This window comes from Aquabacterium sp. (genome assembly GCF_041909175.1).
GTDB lineage: Bacteria > Pseudomonadota > Gammaproteobacteria > Burkholderiales > Burkholderiaceae_C > Aquabacterium.
In genome coordinates, this window is the sequence record NZ_JAYRDZ010000006.1 from 219,294 (window position 1) to 239,933 (window position 20,640).

General features: G+C 60.0%; 18 protein-coding genes. 2 read left to right on the top strand and 16 right to left on the bottom strand.

Annotation, left to right across the window (positions count from 1 at the left end; all coding sequences use genetic code 11):
* Window positions 1–23: 23 nt before the first annotated feature.
* The 8 genes from ispG to ACE3PH_RS10975 form a co-directional block, all read right to left on the bottom strand.
* On the bottom strand, window positions 24–1,301 hold the full coding sequence (ispG, locus tag ACE3PH_RS10940) for a flavodoxin-dependent (E)-4-hydroxy-3-methylbut-2-enyl-diphosphate synthase (protein ID WP_374318818.1): 1,278 nt from the start codon (window positions 1,299–1,301) through the stop codon (window positions 24–26).
* Window positions 1,298–2,224: a helix-turn-helix domain-containing protein gene (locus ACE3PH_RS10945; RefSeq protein WP_374318820.1), complete on the bottom strand. Its 927-nt coding sequence runs from the start codon at window positions 2,222–2,224 to the stop codon at window positions 1,298–1,300. Before ACE3PH_RS10945 ends, ispG begins: the two co-directional genes overlap by 4 nt.
* Entirely contained in the window at window positions 2,217–3,038 is an 822-nt protein-coding gene (gene pilW / locus ACE3PH_RS10950) for a type IV pilus biogenesis/stability protein PilW (protein ID WP_374318822.1), read from the bottom strand. Before pilW ends, ACE3PH_RS10945 begins: the two co-directional genes overlap by 8 nt.
* A 33-nt stretch (window positions 3,039–3,071) precedes the next feature.
* Window positions 3,072–4,211, bottom strand: coding sequence for a 23S rRNA (adenine(2503)-C(2))-methyltransferase RlmN (gene rlmN, locus ACE3PH_RS10955; RefSeq protein WP_374318824.1), 1,140 nt, complete (start codon window positions 4,209–4,211; stop codon window positions 3,072–3,074).
* Between the two features lie 31 nt (window positions 4,212–4,242).
* Window positions 4,243–4,668: a nucleoside-diphosphate kinase gene (ndk, locus tag ACE3PH_RS10960; protein WP_374318826.1), complete on the bottom strand. Its 426-nt coding sequence runs from the start codon at window positions 4,666–4,668 to the stop codon at window positions 4,243–4,245.
* Between the two features lie 85 nt (window positions 4,669–4,753).
* On the bottom strand, window positions 4,754–6,706 hold the full coding sequence (gene rluB, locus ACE3PH_RS10965; RefSeq protein WP_374318828.1) for a 23S rRNA pseudouridine(2605) synthase RluB: 1,953 nt from the start codon (window positions 6,704–6,706) through the stop codon (window positions 4,754–4,756).
* 10 nt (window positions 6,707–6,716) lie between these two features.
* Complete coding sequence (gene scpB / locus ACE3PH_RS10970; RefSeq protein ID WP_374318830.1) at window positions 6,717–7,475, bottom strand: SMC-Scp complex subunit ScpB; 759 nt, start codon at window positions 7,473–7,475, stop codon at window positions 6,717–6,719.
* A gap of 208 nt (window positions 7,476–7,683) precedes the next feature.
* Window positions 7,684–8,766 (bottom strand): RluA family pseudouridine synthase, encoded by a 1,083-nt coding sequence (locus ACE3PH_RS10975; protein ID WP_374318831.1) that lies wholly within the window; start codon window positions 8,764–8,766, stop codon window positions 7,684–7,686.
* Window positions 8,767–8,953: 187 nt separating this feature from the next.
* Between ACE3PH_RS10975 and ACE3PH_RS10980 the strand changes: the two genes are divergently transcribed.
* Window positions 8,954–9,727 (top strand): outer membrane protein assembly factor BamD, encoded by a 774-nt coding sequence (locus ACE3PH_RS10980; protein WP_374319010.1) that lies wholly within the window; start codon window positions 8,954–8,956, stop codon window positions 9,725–9,727.
* A 63-nt stretch (window positions 9,728–9,790) separates the two neighbouring features.
* Here ACE3PH_RS10980 and aceK read toward each other — a convergent pair whose 3' ends face one another.
* Together aceK and can are read right to left on the bottom strand one after the other, a co-directional pair.
* A complete protein-coding gene (gene aceK / locus ACE3PH_RS10985) occupies window positions 9,791–11,686 on the bottom strand; it encodes a bifunctional isocitrate dehydrogenase kinase/phosphatase (protein ID WP_374318833.1) in 1,896 nt (631 codons plus the stop codon).
* Window positions 11,687–11,733: 47 nt separating this feature from the next.
* Entirely contained in the window at window positions 11,734–12,426 is a 693-nt protein-coding gene (can, locus tag ACE3PH_RS10990) for a carbonate dehydratase (protein ID WP_374318835.1), read from the bottom strand.
* A 44-nt stretch (window positions 12,427–12,470) separates the two neighbouring features.
* On the opposite strand from can, the gene ACE3PH_RS10995 reads away from it, so the two are divergent.
* Entirely contained in the window at window positions 12,471–13,550 is a 1,080-nt protein-coding gene (locus ACE3PH_RS10995; protein ID WP_374318837.1) for an MBL fold metallo-hydrolase, read from the top strand.
* Here the strand turns inward: ACE3PH_RS10995 and ACE3PH_RS11000 are convergent.
* The 6 genes from ACE3PH_RS11000 to ACE3PH_RS11025 all read right to left on the bottom strand — a co-directional run bounded on the left by ACE3PH_RS11000 (window position 13,531) and on the right by ACE3PH_RS11025 (window position 20,587).
* On the bottom strand, window positions 13,531–14,259 hold the full coding sequence (locus tag ACE3PH_RS11000; RefSeq protein WP_374318839.1) for a M48 family metallopeptidase: 729 nt from the start codon (window positions 14,257–14,259) through the stop codon (window positions 13,531–13,533). The genes ACE3PH_RS10995 and ACE3PH_RS11000 overlap by 20 nt on opposite strands.
* 68 nt (window positions 14,260–14,327) lie before the next feature.
* Window positions 14,328–14,936 (bottom strand): D-glycero-beta-D-manno-heptose 1,7-bisphosphate 7-phosphatase, encoded by a 609-nt coding sequence (gene gmhB / locus ACE3PH_RS11005; protein ID WP_374318841.1) that lies wholly within the window; start codon window positions 14,934–14,936, stop codon window positions 14,328–14,330.
* Window positions 14,937–14,956: 20 nt separating this feature from the next.
* Window positions 14,957–17,101: a glycine--tRNA ligase subunit beta gene (gene glyS, locus ACE3PH_RS11010; RefSeq protein WP_374318844.1), complete on the bottom strand. Its 2,145-nt coding sequence runs from the start codon at window positions 17,099–17,101 to the stop codon at window positions 14,957–14,959.
* A gap of 2 nt (window positions 17,102–17,103) precedes the next feature.
* Window positions 17,104–18,021, bottom strand: a complete 918-nt coding sequence (gene glyQ / locus ACE3PH_RS11015) for a glycine--tRNA ligase subunit alpha (protein ID WP_374318846.1) — start codon at window positions 18,019–18,021, stop codon at window positions 17,104–17,106.
* Between the two features lie 122 nt (window positions 18,022–18,143).
* The gene (gene lnt, locus ACE3PH_RS11020; protein ID WP_374318847.1) at window positions 18,144–19,634 is read right to left on the bottom strand and encodes an apolipoprotein N-acyltransferase; all 1,491 of its coding nucleotides are present in this window, start codon (window positions 19,632–19,634) and stop codon (window positions 18,144–18,146) included.
* A 56-nt stretch (window positions 19,635–19,690) separates the two neighbouring features.
* Window positions 19,691–20,587, bottom strand: coding sequence for an HlyC/CorC family transporter (locus ACE3PH_RS11025; protein WP_374318849.1), 897 nt, complete (start codon window positions 20,585–20,587; stop codon window positions 19,691–19,693).
* Between the last annotated feature and the right edge of the window lie 53 nt (window positions 20,588–20,640).

Genomic DNA, 20,640 nt, shown 5'->3' on the forward strand with positions numbered 1-20,640 from the left:
CAGGCTATTGGCCGGCCTCCGGATCAGCTGCGGGGACCTCCCGCAAACCGCCGCTCGACGTAGTCTTGCACGATTTGCTGGAACTCGGTAGCGATGCCCTCGCCCCGCAATGTCATGGCTTTTTCGCCATCGATGAACACCGGCGCAGCTGGCGCCTCACCCGTACCAGGCAAACTGATACCGATGTCAGCATGCTTGCTTTCGCCCGGGCCATTGACGATGCACCCCATGACTGCCACCTTGAGTTTTTCAACCCCAGGGTAACTGGCGCGCCAAACTGGCATCTGGGCGCGCAGGTAGTCATCGATTTGCTTGGCCAACTCCTGGAACACCGTGCTGGTGGTCCGCCCACAACCTGGGCACGCGGTGACGCTGGGCACAAAGGTCCGCAAGCCAAGGGCCTGCAGAATTTCCATGGCCACCACGACTTCCTGGGTACGTGCCTCGCCAGGCTGCGGCGTCAGTGACACACGTATCGTGTCACCGATGCCTTCCTGAAGCAGGATGGACAGGGCTGCTGCACTCGCCACAGTGCCCTTCGTGCCCATGCCGGCCTCCGTCAGCCCAAGGTGCAAGGGGTAATCGCACCGCTGCGCCAAGCCACGATAAACGCTGATGAGATCTTGTACGCCACTGACCTTGCACGACAGGATGATCTGCTCGGGCCGCATACCCAGATCCTCAGCCTGCCGCGCAGACTGCAATGCCGAGTCGACCAACGCTTGATACATGACCTCTTGCGGAGACCATGGTTGCGGACGGCGTGCATTGTCATCCATCAGGCTGGCCAGCAACTCCTGGTCCAGGCTGCCCCAATTGACCCCGATGCGCACCACCTTGTCATAGCGCAGCGCCACCTCGATCATCTGTGCGAACTGGCGATCTTTTTTCTCACCCTTGCCGACATTGCCAGGGTTGATGCGGTACTTCGAGAGCGCTTCGGCACATGCCGGGTAGTCTGTGAGCAGGCGATGGCCGTTGTAATGGAAATCACCCACCAGGGGCACGTTCACCCCCATTCGGTCGAGCTGCTCACGTATGTAAGGCACAGCCTCGGCTGCCTCTGGCGTGTTGACCGTGATGCGAACCAACTCCGACCCGGCCTGCGCCAACTCCTTGACCTGGATAGCGGTACCGACCGCATCTACCGTGTCGGTATTGGTCATGGATTGAACACGGACAGGGGCATCCCCTCCCACGGTCACGACATGATCACCCCAGGCAATACGCGCCTGACGAGAGCGCCGTGGCGCTGGGTTGGCGATGGGAATCGGCAATCCGTCTGACAAAGCCTGACTCATTTCAGTTCAATTCGCGCCACGTTATTGCGCGTGTAGGGGGTCAGATCAACGGTCTGCCCACGGAAGGAAACCTGCATGCCCATGGCGTTACCAACCAGCAGGTGAAGCGGGGCCTGACCATCGATGCCGACTGTTTCACCCGCCGTGATGCGACGGGAGATGAGCTTCTGACCTTGTGCGTCTTTCACCTCGACCCATGCCGGGTCCTTGGCGAGCAGGACAAGGGGGGCTGCCGTTGCTGCGTTGCCGGTGACCACAGCAGAGGCTGCAGGGGTGGGTGCAGGTGCAGGCGCAGACGGGACAGCAACCGACTCGGTTGCACTGGCCACGGGTTCAGCCATGGGCGCGCTCGCACCCTGCGACTCTGAAGCAACGGCATCTGGCGCAGAGGCCGCCGACACCAGCGGCACTGAAGCAGGCATCGCAGGGGTAGAGGCGGCGGATGCGGCTGTCGGCGCCCCCAGGTGCGGCCACTGAATCGAATCTGGCAGGAGGTAGATGATCAAGGCTACCAGCAACAGCCCCAGCGGAGCGAGCCACTGCGGCCGCAGGAACGACTTGAGATCCAGATGCCAGCCACCATCAAAGCTGAGGTTGGCACTGCGCGAAGACTCTTTGAAAGGCTGATTCAAAGCCGGCTTGTCAGACACCAGCGGCATGGCCTTGGCAGCAGGCAGCGCCGCCAGCACAGGGACAGGATCGATCTTCAAGGCGCGACACACGGTCATGGCCAATGCCCGCGCAAAGTTGGCATCCAGCAGTTGATCCAGACGCCCCTCTTCCAGCGCGGTGATTTTGCCCGGCGCCACTTTGATTTGCGCAGCCAGCACATCGACCGCAAGCCCTTGCTGTATACGGGCCTCACGCAAGATCTGGCCTGCACTCAAGCCAGCAGATGAATCAGGTTGAACACTGTCAGTCATTGAATCGACCCAGTTCGAGGGCAATGGCTTCACGGGAGTTCGGGAAGCGGTTGCGCAAGGTGGCAGCAAGCTCGTCACGGGCAGGTGCATTGCCCAGCTTCTGCTCGATACGGACTCCCAGCCACAAGGAATCGGGCGTCACACGTTCAGCCACGTCGTTGACTCGGCGGATATAGAAACGGGCACGGTCATAGTCACCGCGCAAATAGAGCACGTTGGCCATGTTGTATGCAGCAGCGGGATTGGCGGGAGCCAACTCGAACGCATGCTGAAGCGTCTTCTCGGCATCCGGCAACAAGCCTGCCTTGGTCTGACAGACACCACGCGCCAGCGTCGTCCTGCCAGTATCAATGGACTTCGGGTAATTAACGGCCTTGGCAAACAACGCATCTGCTTCCGCGAACCTGCCCTGGTTGCAGAGCATCCACGCATAGTTATGCATGGCACTGCCGTTGCCCCCATCCAATTGCAAGGCGTATCGGAAACTTTCTTCTGCGAGCTTGGGCTCGGTCATGGCGCTGTAGATCAGGCCACGCAACTCATAAGCCTCAGACAGGCTGCCATCTACTGCAATGACCTGCTTGACTTCGTCCAAAGCAGTTGGGTAGTTGCCTTGCGAGAAATATGCGGCCGCCAACTCCAGACGAATCCGTGCCCGCTTGCGCGTAGGCGTGTCATCGGACTGGGTTGCAAGGTCATCAGAACGAGCACCAAAGGGTGCAGCCTTGACCGTACCGGGCAACACGGGCACCACCGACAGGATGGCCATCAGCACCAGTGATGCACCAGACATCCGACTGCTCAAAATCCTCATGCCTCAGTCTCCTTGCGCGTTGGATACAGCCATTCAACCCGTTGTAGACCCACCACCGACCTCAAGGCGCACCACCTGAACGGCAATGGGCTGGCGGGTCATGCGCTGATTGGCATTGGTTCGATCCTGAACCTCTCCTGCCAATTGACCACATGCGGCATCGATGTCATCACCCCGAGTTTTCCGGACGGTGGTGACGATACCAGCATCTGCCAGCAGCCGCGCAAAGGCCAGGACACGCTCATGTTTGGAGCGATGCAGTCCAGACTGCGGAAACGGATTGAATGGAATGAGATTGAACTTGCACGGCACCTTTCCCTTGACAAGGGAAATCAACTGCCGCGCATGCTCGTCTGTGTCATTGACACCATCGAGCATGCAGTATTCGAAGGTAATGAAATCGCGAGGTGCCGCTTGCAGGTAATCCTTGCAGGCGGCCATCAACTCGGCGATGGGGTACTTGCGATTGAGCGGCACCAGCTCGTCGCGCAACGGGTCGTTCGGTGCATGCAACGACACCGCCAGCGCCACAGGGCAATCTGTCTTGAGGCGCTCGATCATCGGCACCACGCCAGAGGTCGATACCGTCACACGGCGACGCGACAGCCCATAGCCATGGTCATCCAGCATGATTTTCAAAGCTGGAATCAGTGCATTGTAGTTCTGCAGGGGCTCGCCCATGCCCATCATCACCACATTGCTGATGATGCGATCAGAGGTGCCCAGACGCTTGCGCAAGCTGTGCTCGGCAAACCAGAGTTGCGCAATGATTTCACCGGTGGTCAGGTTGCGACTGAAACCCTGGTGACCCGTCGAACAGAAACGACACCCGACAGCGCAGCCAGCCTGGGAAGACACGCAGAGCGTGGCCCGGTCATCTTCGGGGATATAGACACTTTCGACGGCATTGCCACCGCCAACATCGAACAGCCATTTGATGGTGCCATCCGAGGAAACGTGTTCACTGATCACCTTCAGAGGTGTCAGTGTAGCCAAGCCTTGCAGCTTGCCACGAAGGGACTTGGCGAGATCCGACATCTGCTCGAAATCGGTCGCTCCCTTCTGATGTATCCAGCGAAACAACTGGGTGGCGCGAAACCGCTTCTCACCCAGTTTTTCGCAGAACGCCGCCAACCCCTCGAGGTCGAAATCAAGCAGATTGACAGCGCTCATACTTCTTCAGCTGAATCCGTTCAACCGCCGATCAGCGGCTGTAAACGTTCATGGCGGGGAAGAAGAAAGCCACTTCAACGGCGGCAGTTTCGGGGGCATCCGAACCGTGCACGGCGTTGGCGTCGATGCTGTCAGCGAAGTCAGCACGGATGGTACCGGCAGCAGCCTTCTTGGGGTCGGTAGCGCCCATCAGATCACGGTTCTTGGCGATGGCGCCTTCACCCTCGAGCACTTGCACGAACACAGGACCGGAGACCATGAAGTCCACCAGATCCTTGAAGAAAGGACGTTCCTTGTGCACAGCGTAGAACTGCTCGGCTTCACCGCGCGACAGTTGCACCAGCTTGCCAGCCACAACCTTCAGGCCAGCGCCTTCAAAGCGGCTGATGATTTGACCGATCACGTTCTTGGCGACAGCATCGGGCTTGATGATCGACAGGGTGCGTTCGATAGCCATTTGTAATTTCTCCTGAGTCCAAAAGACTTGACAAAACCCGGCATTGTATCGCCGGGTCATTTCAATTTGAAGTTAAAACCTGAAATCAGCGACGACCGCGTCGGCCACCACCGCCACCGGAACGGCCACCGCCGCCCGAGCGGGTGTTGAAATACGCGTCCGCCCCGATATAGCCGACCGACGTCTGCATCGGATCAGGCTGACGCGGACCGCCCTTGCGGTTATCCGACGAGGTCCGGTTGCTGTCCTGATCCGGACGACCAAAGCCCTGACTGATGCGCTTGGAGCCCTTGGCAAAACGCTTGTCAAAGGTCTGCTCCAATGGATTCGGAATAGGCCCGATGTGGTCCTGATCGTCGTCGTAATCCGACTGAGCGGCACGCGGCGCACCTTGAGGGGGGCGCTGGTCACGCGGCGGGCGATTGTTGCCGCCCTGGTTGCCGCCGGACTGGAAGCCCTGCTGCTGGCGGTTGCGACCTTGCTGGGGCTTGTTGTTGCCCTTGCCGCCTTGCTGCTGACGACCCTGACGACCACCCTGGCGGTTGCCATTCAGCCCGACCATGCTCTTGACGGCCCGCACATCGGACTCGCCCAACTCAACCCAGACACCACGCTTGAGGCCACGCGGCAGCACGATGGCGCCATAGCGCACACGGATCAGACGACTGACCGTGAGGCCCACAGCCTCGAACAATTTGCGCACTTCACGGTTGCGGCCTTCGGTGATCACCACGCGATACCAGTGGTTGACCCCCTCGCCGCCACCGTTTTCAATCGACTTGAATGAGGCCACCTGCCCTTCGATGTTGACGCCTTCCAGCAGACGTGCGCGCGAACCCTCGTCGAGCAAGCCCAACACGCGCACCGCGTACTCGCGCTCCACACCGAAGCGCGGGTGCATCAATTGGTTCGCCAGCTCACCGGAAGTCGTGAACAACAGCAGGCCTTCGGTGTTGAGGTCAAGACGCCCCACTGACATCCACTTGCCGTGCTGCAGCCGCGGCAACCGACGGAAAACCGTAGGGCGCCCCTGCGGATCGTCATGGGTCACCACCTCGCCCACGGGCTTGTGATAGGCCAGGATGCGCGCAGGTTGAGGCGCGATGCGGATCTTGACCGGCTTGCCAGCCACCTTGACCTGGTCACCAAAGGACACACGCTGACCGATATGGGCCACCTCACCGTTCACGGTGATCTGACCATCCTCAATCATCTGCTCGATGTCACGACGCGAACCCACGCCCGACTGAGCCAGCACTTTCTGCAACTTGGGCGCATCAGGCTCAGGCAGCAGCACACGCTTGGTCGATTCTGCCCCCTCTTCCACCTCTTCGGCGCGCTCGGCGTCGAAGTTGCCGGAAGTCAGCTCGGCAAACACCTCATTGGCCTGCTCAGAAGCAATAACAGCCCGGCGGGAAGCCCCGCCTTCCTCGGCATCCGAACCAGATGGCTCTTCGCCGCCGGCCGCACCACGGTCAGCACGCGGTTCACGATCACCCCTGTCGCCACGGTCTCGCCGATTGCGATCCCGACGACCTGGACGATCACGACGCTGCCCATCACCCTCACCACGAGCCTCGACCGAATCACCTTCGGCTGAGACCTCGCCATCGGCATCAGCAACCACGCCATCAGGCTTGGCGGCCAACTCTTCTGGCGCAAGCGACAAGAACCCACCGCCAGCAGGCTCTTGTGCAACCGCAGCAGGCACGCTGTCGTCGGCGGCATTCGCAGCTGCCGCAACGTCCACAGCCTCATCTGCCACAACAGCCTTCTTGCGCGGAGCGCGTTTGGGCTTGGCCGCAGGGACATCGCCCTCGGCAGCCTGGGCTGGAGCCGGCGCCTCAGGCGCCTCAGCTGCCTCGACCTTGCGACGACGAGGCGCACGCTTCACGGCCGGAGCAGCATCCTCCTGAGGACTGGATTCGGAGGCAACCGCCTCCGCCTTAGGGGCCACCCGGCGCGTGCGCTTGGGCTTTTCAGCCGGTGTCGCCGCCGTCTCAGCTGGCTGATTTACGGGATCGTTCGAGTCTTGCATGGACGCGTCTTCAGAGGTCATGAGCAGGTGGTGAATAGTCGGACGACCCGTTCACCGGCTCGTCGTTATCTGTTGTCGTTTCAGCGGGTGAGGTATGTGCCGCCGGCTGTGAAAGGTGGGGCTCGGAATCTGGCAAGAGTTCAGGCTGGGCCTCGATCAGATCGCCTTGGTCTGTGTCGACCGCACCGGCAACCAGCGACTCGTCGTCAAGCACAGCTTCCAGCCCAGGCAGCAGCCCTTGCGCACCAGGCAGGTCATCCAACGCAGGCAACTGCGAGAGGCTGGCCAGACCCATGTCATCGAGAAACTGCCGCGTGGTGGCGTAGAGACCCGGTCGCCCGGGGCCATCACGATGCCCAATAACCTCGATCCAGCCCCGATCTTCCAGTTGCTTGACCATCTGCGTGCTGACTGTCACACCACGGATGTCTTCGATGTCGCCGCGGGTGACAGGCTGCTTGTACGCGATGATGGCCAGCGTTTCGAGTGTGGCACGGGTGTACTTGGTCGGCTTTTCCGGATTGAGCCGATCCAGATAAGCCTGCACATCGGCACGAGTCTGGAAACGCCACCCGGAGGCAAGCTCACGCAACTCGACACCGCGGTCATCCCAATCGGCAGAAATGGCAGCCAGCATGGCACGCACCCCGTCCGCAGACAGCGTGTCGTCAAACAAGGTACGCATTTCGCGCACCGTCATCGGCTGGTCGGCACATAAAAGTGCTGCTTCCAGAATGCGTTGGGCATCCTGAGGATTGAGGATTTCCATCTCTTCAATCGAAAAATACGGGCAACCCATCTGGGCTGAAGGCCGTCCGCCATGCGATCAATGCGGTACAGGCTTGAACGAACGCTCTTGCGGCCTGGGAAACCGGCTTCTCCGGTTTGTTGGGCGTGTAGACACCGTGGACCGAGACCCGATCACTCACCGCGCTTGGGCACACCGGCCCACCTCGCACGATGCGATGCTGAACACATTATGCACCAGTTGCCGCTTTTTCGGCGGCCTCCTGCAAAATGCGCCACGCCGAAGCCATATCTGACGGCAAGGGGGACTCAAATTGACAGGCTTCCCCGGTTGAGGGGTGGATAAAGCCGAGCCTGAATGCATGCAAGGCCTGTCGCCCCATGCCCAGCGCAGGCTTGCCGCCATAAAGCACATCCGCAACCAGGGGCAGACCTTTGCTGGAGAGATGCACGCGAATCTGATGTGTACGACCAGTATGCAGTGTGCACTCCACCGCGCTGTACTGTCCCCAGCCATCATCCAGCCGTGCCCGCGTACGCATGAGGCAACGCACATCGGTCCGAGCCGGCTTACCCGCCCCCTGTACGGCCATGCGTACCCGACTGACAGGATCTCGACCGATCGGGGCATCGACCTCCATGGCATCGGGAGCCAGGCCGTGGACAAGCGCCACATACTGCCGCCGCACGGCGCGGTCGGCGATGGCGCGCGACAGCGCTGTCACGGCCTCGATGGTCTTGCCGACCACCATCAGGCCACTGGTGTCCTTGTCGAGCCGATGCACGATGCCCGCACGAGGCAAGGCACTCGCCCCAGCGTGATGAGCCAGCAAACCGTTCATCAAGGTGCCACTCCAGTTGCCTGCGGCAGGGTGAACCACCATTCCCGGAGGTTTGTTGATCACGATGAGTGCGTCATCTTCATAGACGATGGGCAGGTCCATCTTCTCGGCAACAAATGCCTGACTTTGCGCCGTGGGACGCAGCAGAACGGCAATACGCTGCCCAGGAACAACCTTGCGCGAGGCAGTACTGACAAGCGATCCGTCCACGGTGACACACCCCGACTCGATCAGCGTCTTCAGGTGACTGCGTGAGTACTCGGGCGCCAACACCGCCAGCCATGCATCCAGCCTATGCCCGCGATCAGCTGTTGCTACAAGTGATTCTTTACTCGCCCATTCCGGCGGCGCCTCCACCTGCCCTGCTGCCCCTTCATCATCTCCGTCCCATTCTTCTGCACCGGACTGGACAAGAGTCTCCTCTACGGATGAAGACGCCGGGGAATGGGGGGGAGTCGGGCGAGAAGCCATGGTGTAGCAAGCGAGAGGAAGAGGCAATTGGAAAGAATTGACCCCGCCAACCTTCTATACTGCGGGGTAAGCGCAATCTTGCGGAACTCAGTGCGGCGTCAAGCTGCTGTCAACACACGTGAAACTGCAGAAAAACACCTTGTGGGGTCGCTCCACCAAGATCAAGTCCGGACTGGCCATCAGCCTGATGGCAGCCACATTGCTGGGCAGCCTGGGTGGTTGCGCATCCGCTCCGGAAGACGAGTTCGCGAAGTTCAACAACGATCAATTGTACGCAGATGCCAAGGACGAGCTTGGCGAAGGCAACTACGAGAACGCCATCAAGCGCCTGGAAAAGCTGGAGGCCCGCGCATCGGGCACCATGCTGTCGCAACAGGCTCAACTGGACCTGGCCTACTCGTACTACAAGACAGGCGAAAAGGCCCAGGCACTGGCGAAACTCGAACGATTCCTGCGCCTGCACCCGACCAGTCCGGCAGTGGATTACGCCTTGTACCTCCAGGGCTTGATCAACTTCAACGAGGATCTCGGGCTGTTCAGCCGCATCTCCCGCCAGGATCTGTCGGAACGAGATCAACAGGCATCCAAGGACGCATACGAGTCGTTCAAGCAACTGATTGAGCGCTTTCCCAACTCGAAATACGCGCCCGATGCCCGACTGCGGATGAACTACATCGTCAATTCACTGGCAGCCGGTGAAGTGCATGTGGCTCGCTACTATTTGCGCCGTGGAGCCTATGTGGCTGCCGCCAACCGTGCGCAAACCGCTGTGACCGAATACCGCAACTCGCCCGCGATTGAAGAGGCGCTCTACATCATGGTGCAGTCCTACGACAAGCTGGGGCTGACGCAGTTGCGTGATGATGCGTCCCGCATCCTCAAGCAAAACTTCCCTGAATCTGCCTACCTGACAGCAGAAGGGCCCAAGGCCAAAGAGAAGCCCTGGTGGCAGCTTTGGTAAACACGCGGTGCACCCGCAAAAATGGCGCCTTTCAGGCGCCATTTTTCATGCCCGAACGCCTTGTCAGTCTGACGAGGCGCCCCCGGAAATGAACCCCTTGAGATGCCCTTGGTCATGCACAGGCAGGTCGTCATTGACGATCTCGACGGGCTCTTCAACCGGCGCAAATTCAGGGTCAACTTCATGCCTTGGGTGATAGCCACGATTGATCCGATGGATGAAGCGATGAGCACGGTCATAGGGGAAGACATCGTGCACATAGCCGCTCTTGATCCGTTCCTTCTGCGCCTGCCAGTAGGCATGATCAAGAAGATCGGCATGGTGTCTCATGAAGATCTCGCGCACCCTGGGGTCGCCCAAAAGGAATGGGCCGAAGGTTTCGGGAAACACGTCGTGCGGACCAACGGAATACCAGATCTCGCCTGACATTTCATCTTCCTCGTTGCGAGGTGCCGGCACCTTCCGGAAGTTGCAGTCCGTGATGTATTCGATTTCGTCGTAGTCGTAGAACACCACCTTGCCGTTGCGTGTGACGCCAAAGTTCTTCCAGAGCATGTCTCCCGGGAAAATGTTCGCCGCGACCAGATCCTTCAGAGCATTGCCGTACTCGATGACAGCGTGCTCCAACTGCTCCCCATCCGACTCCTGGATGTAGATGTTCAAAGGCACCATGCGGCGCTCGATGTAGAGGTGCTTGATGATGATGGTGTTGTCATCCTGCTCCTCCATGATGCTGGGCGCAAAGTGCTTGATTTCCGCGATCAGCTCGTCATCGAACCGGTCTTTCGGGAAAGCCACGTTGGTGAACTCGAGCGAGTCAGCCATGCGCCCTACCCGATCATGCTGCTTCACAAGCTGGTACTTGGACATGATCTGCTCGCGCGTCGTTTCCTTCTGCGGAGGGAAGAAGTCCTTGATGATCTTGAAGACAAAGGGATAAGACGGCAAGTCAAACACCAGCATCACCATGCCCTTGATCCCGGGGGCAATGCGGAACTTGTCCGTTGAATGGGTCAGGTGAAAGAGGAAGTCACGATAGAACAATGCCTTGCCATGCTTTTGCAGACCCAAGGCGTTGTAGAGCTCGGCTCGCGGCTTGCGAGGCATCAGCGAACGCAGGAACTGCACGTAGGCGGATGGCACATCCATGTCCACCAGGAAGTAGGCACGGGCAAAGCTGAACAAGGCCAGCATGTCGTCCTCGCCAAACAGCGCCGCATCAATGTAGAGGCGCCCCTTCGAGTTGTGCAAGATGGGGATGGCAAATGGCAGGCTGCGGAAACCGTTGATGATCTTGCCGACGATATAGGCACCCTTGTTCCGATAGAACAGGGATGACAGCACCTGCAACTGGAAATTGGTGCGCAGCCGAACGTGGCCAATCTGCTCCTGCATGACCTCGTAGACCAGCGCGACGTCACGATCCAGATCTTCAAATGGCTTGTTGAGCTGGAAGCTCTCCACCACCACCTTGATCATGTCCTGCAGGTTCTCCTTGTTCGGGTAGAAGGCCCGGAACGTCGGCTTGCTTCTGGGATCTTCGTCCTCGATGTACTCCGTGGAAATGGCCGGGCGAACGAAGATGAAATCGTTGCGGTAGTACTGGCGATGAACCAGCCGAATCGTCACCGAATTGAAGAAGGTCTCTGCCAACTCGGGCCGGCGGTGGTTGGTGAGCAGGCCGATGTAGAACAGCTTGATCTGATGCCAGACATGCATGGGCAGGCTGCTGGCGTGGTAGCTCTGCTCCAGACGCTTGTAGGTCTCTTCGACGCGCAGGTCATAAAACTCGATCCGCTCGCGTTGTGCACGTTGCTGCTCGTGCCAGTCGGCATTCTCAAAACGGCCTTTGGCCCGAGCACTGGTAGCACGGAAGATCTTGTAGTGACGATTGAATCCATCGAGCAATGCTTGGGCAATCTCGAAGGCACGCGGGTCACTGAGTTGAGTGGGAAACATCGATTCGGTAGGTAGCATCGACTGACCTGAAAACGGTTATCGGAAATTCAAAGGAGCGGACCTGCCGAAGCGGCCTGCAATTCATAACGCTGGCGAAGTGCATCCAGCGCTGCGGTATAGGCCGGCATCACGTCATGCGAGCCACAGACACTCATGCGCAGGTCCTGGATCAAGCCGTTATGCAGGCCATACACCCAGCCGTGCACGACGACTTCCTGCCCGCGGGCCCAGGCATCCTGCACCACGGTGGTGTGACAGACATTGAGCGCCTGCTCAAGCACATTCAACTCACACAAGGCATCCAGGCGAAGCGACCCCGCCGGCAAGGCATAGAGCCAGTCGCGATGCTGGTTGCGCACATCCTGCACATGACGAAGCCAGTTGTCAGCGATACCCACTCGCGCATCCTCCATGGCCACTTTGACGCCACTGCATCCGTAATGTCCAACCACCATCACGTGGCTGACCTTGAGCAAGTCGATCGCGAACTCCACGACCGACAGGCAGTTCAAATCGGAATGCACGACCACATTGGCCACATTGCGGTGAACGAACAACTCACCGGGTAACAAACCGACGATTTCGTTGGCAGGCACCCGACTGTCGCTGCAGCCAATCCAGAGGTATTGCGGCGACTGCTGTTGCTGCAGACGAGAAAAGAAACCTGGAACGCGCTGGTCAATTTCCCGCGCCCATGCCCGGTTGTTCTCGAAGAGCTTGTCCAGTTTCGGGTTATCCATGGATGACAGTGTAGTCACAGCCAAGCTTCCATCACAATGCAAGCATGCAAGACCAAGCCCACACGCCCCTGCATTACCCCCTAGGGGAAACCCTTGCGCCCCGCGCTGGAACCATCGAAGTCGCTCCCGGCATCCTCTGGGTTCGCATGAAGTTGCCGTTTGCACTGGATCACATCAACCTGTGGCTGTTGCGAGACGAACTCGATGGTCGCAGCGGGTGGACCATCGTGGACTGTGGCATCGCCAATGAGGAAACCCGAGAGAACTGGCTGCAGTTGTTTGACAGCGTCCTGGAGGGGCTCCCTGTTTTGCGGGTCATCGTCACCCACATGCACCCTGACCATATTGGCAACGCTGAGTGGCTGACGTCCAGATGGAGCACGCCCGAACAACCGTGTCGTCTCTGGATCAGCGCCACAGATTTTCATGCTGCCCACATGGCCAGTGGACGCACGTCGGAACATGGCGGCCATCGCGCAGCTGACTTCTTTGCAAGCCATGGGCTGACTGACCCTGATTCGGTGGCGAAGATCAGGGCGCGAACCAACTATTACAGCTCGATGGTCCCACAGGTACCAGCCAGCTTCAGAAGACTGCAGCATGGCATGACGCTGTCGGTTCGCGGCCTGTCATGGCGCTGTCTGGCCGGCTTTGGGCACGCTCCGGAGCACATGGCCTTGTATTGCGATGAACTGAACGTGCTGATTTCAGGTGATATGGTGCTGCCACGCATCTCGACGAACGTCAGCGTGACCGACTCCGAGCCGGAATCCGATCCGCTGACACAGTTTCTGGACTCCCTGACCGAGATGCGTGCGCTGCCTGCAGACTGCCTGGTGCTGCCCTCGCATGGCAAACCGTTCTTCGGACTGCACACGCGCATCAACGAACTGCATCAGCACCATGCGGAGCGCCTGGAGGACGTGAGACGCTGCTGCGAACAAGCCCCGACCACAGCGGCGGACCTGCTGCCCGTGCTGTTCAGGCGACCGCTGGACCTGCACCAGACGACCTTTGCCATGGGAGAGGCCGTGGCGCACCTGCATGCGCTTTGGCACAAAGGCGAGTTGATGCGTCACCGAGGCGAGGATGGCGTGTTTCGATTCACGACCAGTCAGGCATGATGCTGCGCTTGAGTGTCTGGCGGTGCACCCGGTAGTCGGGCATGACCGATTCCACTATGGCCCAGAAACGCGGGCTGTGGTTCATTTCACGCAGATGCGCCAGTTCGTGGATCACCACATAATCGATCACGACCGGCGCAAAATGCATCAGGCGCCAGTGCAGTCGGACACCACCTTTGGCACTCGCACTGCCCCAACGGGTGCGCGCAGAGGTCAACGCCAGCCGGCTGACCTCCACGCCCATGAGCTTGCTGAAATGAGCCACCCTCAACTCAAAATGCTGACGGGCCTGGCGTTTCATCCAATTGGCCACCATCCCTGGCGCCACGTTGCCAGCCTGCGCTGCAGACGGCACACCTATGCGCAGGATGCCGGCATGTGGGCGCGCAGCCTCGGGCAGCCCCGCCGTCCTGGCGTGCGGCCGTTCATGCTGGACGCCTCGCCCACCATGCAGCCATTGCAGTTCGACTGGCTCACCCAGAATAGACAGCTGAGCACCTTCTTCCCACCGCATTCTCAAGGCTTCGCGGTGAGCAAGACGCTGGCGCTGTTCAAGCAGCTTCTGACAGATCCAGTCTGCCCTTGACCCCAGTGCATGCTCGACCTCGGCCATGCTCACCCACCTGGGCGCCCGCACGCTCAGACCCTCGCCACTGATCACCATGCCGATGCTGCGTCGCGAAGAGCGCTGGAAGGCATAGGCAACCACCCAATCCCCCAGCCTGATTTCCCTGGATGCCTCTGGGTGGCGTGAGGCCTGATTGAACAGATCTGCGGTCAGGACAACTCACCCATATGGGTTGCAACCGGGCTGTCTTCACCATGCGCTCGACGATCGCGCAGGATGATGAAGTCGGCAAAGGCCGAGAGGTCCGGGTGGATCGTCAGCCCAGGGACACGCTGACGCAGCGCGACCAACTCAGGTTCGGTCATGTTCGCAGCCTGCCCGGTTCGCACCAGATGCGGCTCACACCCGACGGACTGCGCTGCAATCACATCACGCGGCAAGTCACCCACCATGGGTACGCCTTGAAGTGGTACTCCAAAGCGTTGCCCGATCATTTGAAACAGCCCTGGCTGCGGCTTGCGGCACGTGCAATGGTCTTCCGGGGTGTGCGGGCAGAAAAACACAGCCTCAACACGCCCCCCCAGGCGCCCCAGCATCTGGTTCATGCGCGCATGCATGGCGTTGAGTGCCACCATGTCGAACAGGCCACGGCCAATGCCAGACTGGTTGGTTGCCACCACCACATGCCAACCCGCGTGGTTCAACCGAGCAATGGCCTCGAGAGCCCCCGGCAGAGGAACCCACTCCTCCGCCGACTTGATGTAGTCGTCACGCTCATAGTTGATGGTGCCATCGCGATCGAGAATGACGAGCTTCATGGTGGTGCCCTCCCTGTGGATCAGGCTGCGAGACGAGACAGGTCCGCAACGCGGTTCATGGCCTGATGCAGGCAGGCCAGCAAGCCCAGACGGTTGGCACGAAGCGCCTGATCGTCGGCGTTCACCATCACCCCGTCGAAGAAGGCATCCACCGGCGCCTTGAGCACAGCCAGTTCGCGCAGCGATGCGGTGTAGTCACCCATCTCGAATGCCTCCAGCGCTTTGCCTCCGGCCACGTTCAGTGCCTCATACAGGGCAGACTCGGCAGCGTCCTTGAGCAAGGCTGCATCGACGACCGGCTTGACCTCGCCATCCACTTTCTTGAGGATGTTGCCCACACGCTTGTTGGCTGCCGCCAGAGAGGCTGCTTCGGGCAGCGAGGCAAAAGCGCGTACAGCAGCCAGACGTTGGCCGATGTCTGCCAGACGCTGCGGACGCAGCGCCAACACGGCATCGACCTCCTGAGCGCTGTAGCCTTGCTCACGCAGGGACCCCGCCAGACGGTCATAGAAGAAGTCCAGCAAGGCCGGTGTGGCGTCGGTGATCTTGTCGCCAAAGGGCTGGGCAGCTGCGCGCAGCATCGGCTCCAGCTCCAGCGGCAAATCGCGCTCGATCAACATGCGAATCACACCCAGGGCATGACGACGCAGCGCGAAGGGATCCTTGTCACCCGTGGGCAACTGGCCAATGCCGAACAGCCCCACCAGCGTTTCCAGCTTGTCGGCCAAGGCCACCAGCACGCCACTCAGGTGACGGGGCAGTTCGTCACCGGCAAAACGCGGCTTGTAGTGATCTTCAATGGCCTGCGCCACCTTCTCACCCAGGCCGTCGTGCCGAGCGTAATAGCCGCCCATGATGCCTTGCAGCTCGGGGAACTCGCCAACCATGTCCGTCAGCAGATCGGCCTTGGCCAGATGGGCCGCCATGTCGACCTCGGTCGGCAGCTTGTCGCAGCCCAAAGTGGCGCTCACTGCTTCAACCAAGCCACGAGCAATGGCGCGCACACGCTCGATTCGCTCACCCTGCGTCCCGAGCTTGCCGTGGTACACCACCCTGGCCAGTCCCGGCACACGCGACGCCAGGGTCTTCTTGCGGTCTTGATCAAAGAAGAACTTGGCATCGGCCAGACGCGGACGCACGACCCGCTCATTGCCGCCAATCACAGCACTCGGATCAGCGGGGCTGATGTTGCTGACGATCAGGAACTGGTTCGTCAACTTGCCAGCGGCGTCCAGCAGCGGAAAGTATTTCTGGTTGGCCTTCATCGTCAAGATCAGGCACTCCTGAGGAACCTCAAGAAAAGCCTCCTCGAAACGTCCCGTCAGCACATTCGGCCGCTCGACCAGCGCGGTCACCTCGTCCAGCAAGGCATCGTCTTCGATCGGCTTGAGGCCGGTGCCAGCCTTCCGAGCAGCTGCATCAAGCTGGCGCACGATGTCAGCGCGGCGTTCTGCAAAGCTGGCCGTCACCGCGCCTTGTGTACGCAGTTGCTCGGCATAGTTGTCAGCATGGGTCAGCACCACCGGGTCAAGCTGCGCTTCGAAACGATGCCCATGCGTGGTAAGGCCAGATTTCAAGCCCAGCGCTTGTACGGGCACCAGTTGATCGCCATGCAGTGCCACCAGGCCATGAGCCGGACGCACGAAATGCACACTCGTCCAGCCGGGCTGGAAATCGGGGCCGTCACCCTGTTCCAACTGGTAGGTCATGACCTTCGGAATAGGCAGCTTGGCCAGGGTTTCATCCAGCGCTTTCTGGAGGCCCTCAGCCAGAGTTGCACCCGACTTGATGCTATCAAGGAACAGTGCCTCGGCCTTGCCATCGGGCGCCCGCTTGAGTTGGGGCACCACCTCGGCGCCCACCCCCAAGGCGCCCAGCTTCTTCAGCAATGCTGGCGTTGGCTGCCCCTGGGCATCGAGCGCCACGGTCACAGGCATCAGCTTCTGCTGCACAGCCTGATCGGGGGCTTTGGTCGATACATCTGTCAGGTGCACAGCCAGCCGCCGGGGCGATGCAAAGGCTGTCGCCACAGCATGGGCAGGTGCGAGGCCTTGGTGCTTCAGGCTGTCAGCCAGCACGTTGGCAAACGACTCACCCAGCTTCTTCAGCGCCTTCGGCGGCAACTCTTCAACAAACAGTTCAACCAGCAGGTTGGCGGTGCTCATGCTCAGGCAGCTTTCTTGTTCAATTGTTCGATCACTTCGTCAGCCCAGGCCTTCGGGGCCATGGGGAAGCCCAGTCGGGCACGGCTGTCGAGGTAACTGGCCGCCACGCTGCGCGCCAGGTTGCGGATTCGACCGATGTAGGCAGCACGCTCGGTCACAGAGATGGCACCACGGGCATCCAGCAAGTTGAAGGTATGCGCAGCCTTGAGCACCTGCTCGTAAGCAGGCAGGGCCAGTTGCTGCTCCATCAGGTACTTGGCCTGGGTTTCGTAGTTGGTGAAGGCGCCCAGCAAGAACTCCACATTGCTGTGTTCGAAGTTGTAGGTCGACTGCTCCACCTCGTTTTGGTGGAAGACATCACCGTACTTCAAGCCGGGCGCATAGGCCAGGTCATAGACGTTTTCAACGCCTTGCAGGTACATGGCCAAACGCTCCAGGCCATAGGTAATCTCGCCCGTGATGGGCTTGCAGTCAATGCCTCCCACCTGCTGGAAATAGGTGAACTGGGTCACCTCCATGCCATTGAGCCAGACTTCCCAACCCAGCCCCCAGGCTCCCAGCGTCGGATTTTCCCAATCGTCCTCAACAAAGCGGATGTCGTTTTTCTTGAGATCGAAGCCGAGGGCTTCCAGCGAGCCAAGATACAACTCCAGGATGTTCGAAGGAGCGGGCTTGAGCACCACCTGAAACTGATAGTAGTGCTGCAGCCGGTTGGGGTTCTCGCCATAACGCCCATCCTTGGGGCGCCGGCTGGGCTGCACGTAAGCAGCTTTCCAGGGCTCCGGCCCCAGAGCGCGCAAGAACGTGGCGGTATGGCTGGTGCCCGCCCCCACTTCCATGTCGTACGGTTGAAGCAATGCGCAGCCCTGGGCATCCCAGTAGCTTTGAAGACGCAGGATCAGTTGCTGGAAAGTCAGCATGGAAAAACCTTTTCCGAACCAGCGGCCCGGACATGTGAATCTGAATTGTTCTGATCGAGTCTGGCGAGGCCGATGCTATCGCCAGAGGAATCCTCGATTCTAAAGAATCATGAGCACGATTCTCAGCGCCGTCGCAATAAGCCGATCCCCAGGACCGCGAATGCCACCAGAGGCCACAAACCCAAGCGCCCCACCCAGGCGGCATAAGGCGTGACACCAACCCGGCCCTGCACGGCAGCCTGCAACACACCCTGTGTATTGGTGGGCAGCATGGCAGCCACGCGGCCAAGATGATCAATCACCACAGTCGCCCCGGTATTGGTAGAACGGATCGTCGGACGCTGGAACTCCAGCGACCGGAAACGTGCAATCTGCAGATGCTGATAGATGGCCACGGTTTTACCGAACCAGGCCAGGTTGCTGACATTGGCAAACATGGTTGGCGCAAGGGACGCATCTTCGGAAACGAACCGATCCGCCAACTCTTCGCCAAACAGATCCTCATAGCAAATCGTCGGCGCGATGCGCTGATCGGCGACGACAAACGACGGCGCATTACGGGGGCCGCGGGTGAAATCCCCCAGCGGGATGTTCATCATGGCCACAAACCAATGAAAGCCCACCGGAATGAACTCCCCGAACGGGACCAGGTGATGCTTGTTGTAGCGGTAAAACGTATCGGCTCCTGCCGCCGAACCGCCGGAGAGTCCCGCAACGGAATTCGTGTATCCGTCTTCATAACTGCCCAGCGGCACACCCAGCAACGCCGACCGCTCCGGCATGGAGAAGTAATGGGTCAAGTGCGACCAGTAGCCCTCAGGTAACTGGGCTGGCAACAATGGAATGGCCGTTTCAGGCGCCACGGTCAATTGCGCCTGCGAGGACAACAGCACATCCTGTAGCCAGCTCAATTGGCGGACCATGTGGGCCACATCGAATTTTTCGTTTTGCGGCACGTTGGTCTGGAGCAAAGACACCGTCAACGGCCGGCCATGTGCAGATGTGAACTGATTACCCCCATGCGCCTGAACCCAGCCGCCCACCATCAACACCGCCAGCATGGGCATGGCCGCCACCCCCATGGCGCGAGGAGCTGGCGCAGCCAGCACCCACCACGACACAACCATGACCAGCAGACTGCCCGCACCATAAACACCCAACCAGGGAGCCAGCACGGCAAATGGTGAATCAACCAGGGCATAGCCGCTGGCGGCCCAAGGAAACCCCGTGAACACGGTGCCACGCGCCCATTCAGCGAGAAACCACAACAGCGCGAGCAGGACCCCATCCGGGAGCCACTGACCACGGCGGCAACGCACCCACAAGGCCGCCGCACCTGCCAGGAACACCGAGAGCAAAACGCACAACAGGCCGACAGCCAGCGCGGCCATCCAGACCGGCAACCCACCAAACTGATGGAGGCTGACATACATCCAGCCCGTGCCCCCCACCAACCAGACGGAGCTGTGAATCAGCCCGCACCATGCCGCGTCGCGCGGTCGCACCACGCCCCATAGCCCAGCCACCCAACCCGCGACGGACAAAGCCATGAGCGCAGCAGGCAGCCCGGCGAACACCTCGGCAGCCCATGGCGAAAACGCCAAGGCAGCCATGAACCCAGTCAGGGCTGACCAGCCCCACGCCCTGTAGGGCGACCACTGACCCAGCATCAGGACGAACCTGCCTCGGTCAATGCATCCGATGGCAGCACTTTGAACCACCTCACAGCACCTGCGCGGGCATGCATCACGGCAAACACATGCCCACCTATCTCGACAGACTCCCCGCGGCGTGGCACATGACCGAGTTCGTGGGCAACCAGCCCCCCGATGGTGTCGAACTCGTCGGCTGGCAAATGCATGCCAAAGCCCTCATTCACCGAAGCAATGGCTGCATCGCCAGCCACCCGCCGACTGCCATCTGCCAGGGTAAAAATGCTGCTCTGGTTGTCCTCATCATCGAACTCGTCTTCGATCTCGCCCACGATTTCTTCCAGCACATCCTCGATGGTGATGATGCCGGCTGTCTTGCCGAATTCATCGATCACGATCGCCATGTGGTTGCGCGTTGAACGGAACTCACGCAGCAACTCGTTGAGTCCCTTTGACTCCGGCACGAACATCGCGGGACGCAGCAGGGTTCGCAGATTCAGCTCAGGCGCCCGCTGCAGTTTGAGCAGGTCTTTGGCCATCAGGACCCCGATGATGTTGTCCCTCGATTTTTCATAAACCGGGAAACGCGAGTGCCCTGTTTCGATGACAGTGCCCAGAATGTCCTCGTACAGTGAAGCGATGTCCAGAAAATCAATGCGCTTGCTCGCCACCATGACATCGCCGGCCGTCATGTCGGCCATGCGGATGACACCCTCCAGCATCACACGGGACTCGGGCTCGATGAGCTCGCGATGCTCTGCATCTGCAAGCGACTCGATCAACTCATCCGTGGAGTCCGGACCAGGAGAAATGAATTCGACTACGCGCTCAAAAAGGGTGCGACGGTCTTTGACGGGCTGGCCAGGGGCAGCGCGATCGGCTCGGGAGGAGCGACTCTGAGAAGGTTCGGACACGGCAGCGGTGTCGTGGTTGGGATGAGCCGAGAATACCCGATGACGGTGGCAAT

Coding starts and splice junctions, on each gene's coding strand:
- pilW (WP_374318822.1), bottom strand. CDS start 3,038: ATGAGGATTTTGAGCAGTCGGATGTCTGGTGCATCACTGGTGCTGATG.
- can (WP_374318835.1), bottom strand. CDS start 12,426: ATGGATAACCCGAAACTGGACAAGCTCTTCGAGAACAACCGGGCATGG.
- glyQ (WP_374318846.1), bottom strand. CDS start 18,021: ATGCTGACTTTCCAGCAACTGATCCTGCGTCTTCAAAGCTACTGGGAT.
- rluB (WP_374318828.1), bottom strand. CDS start 6,706: ATGCAAGACTCGAACGATCCCGTAAATCAGCCAGCTGAGACGGCGGCG.
- ACE3PH_RS10975 (WP_374318831.1), bottom strand. CDS start 8,766: ATGGCTTCTCGCCCGACTCCCCCCCATTCCCCGGCGTCTTCATCCGTA.
- ispG (WP_374318818.1), bottom strand. CDS start 1,301: ATGAGTCAGGCTTTGTCAGACGGATTGCCGATTCCCATCGCCAACCCA.
- gmhB (WP_374318841.1), bottom strand. CDS start 14,936: ATGAAGCTCGTCATTCTCGATCGCGATGGCACCATCAACTATGAGCGT.
- lnt (WP_374318847.1), bottom strand. CDS start 19,634: ATGGCTGCCTTGGCGTTTTCGCCATGGGCTGCCGAGGTGTTCGCCGGG.
- scpB (WP_374318830.1), bottom strand. CDS start 7,475: ATGGAAATCCTCAATCCTCAGGATGCCCAACGCATTCTGGAAGCAGCA.
- ACE3PH_RS10980 (WP_374319010.1), top strand. CDS start 8,954: ATGGCAGCCACATTGCTGGGCAGCCTGGGTGGTTGCGCATCCGCTCCG.
- ACE3PH_RS10995 (WP_374318837.1), top strand. CDS start 12,471: ATGCAAGACCAAGCCCACACGCCCCTGCATTACCCCCTAGGGGAAACC.
- glyS (WP_374318844.1), bottom strand. CDS start 17,101: ATGAGCACCGCCAACCTGCTGGTTGAACTGTTTGTTGAAGAGTTGCCG.
- rlmN (WP_374318824.1), bottom strand. CDS start 4,211: ATGAGCGCTGTCAATCTGCTTGATTTCGACCTCGAGGGGTTGGCGGCG.
- ACE3PH_RS10945 (WP_374318820.1), bottom strand. CDS start 2,224: ATGACTGACAGTGTTCAACCTGATTCATCTGCTGGCTTGAGTGCAGGC.
- aceK (WP_374318833.1), bottom strand. CDS start 11,686: ATGTTTCCCACTCAACTCAGTGACCCGCGTGCCTTCGAGATTGCCCAA.
- ndk (WP_374318826.1), bottom strand. CDS start 4,668: ATGGCTATCGAACGCACCCTGTCGATCATCAAGCCCGATGCTGTCGCC.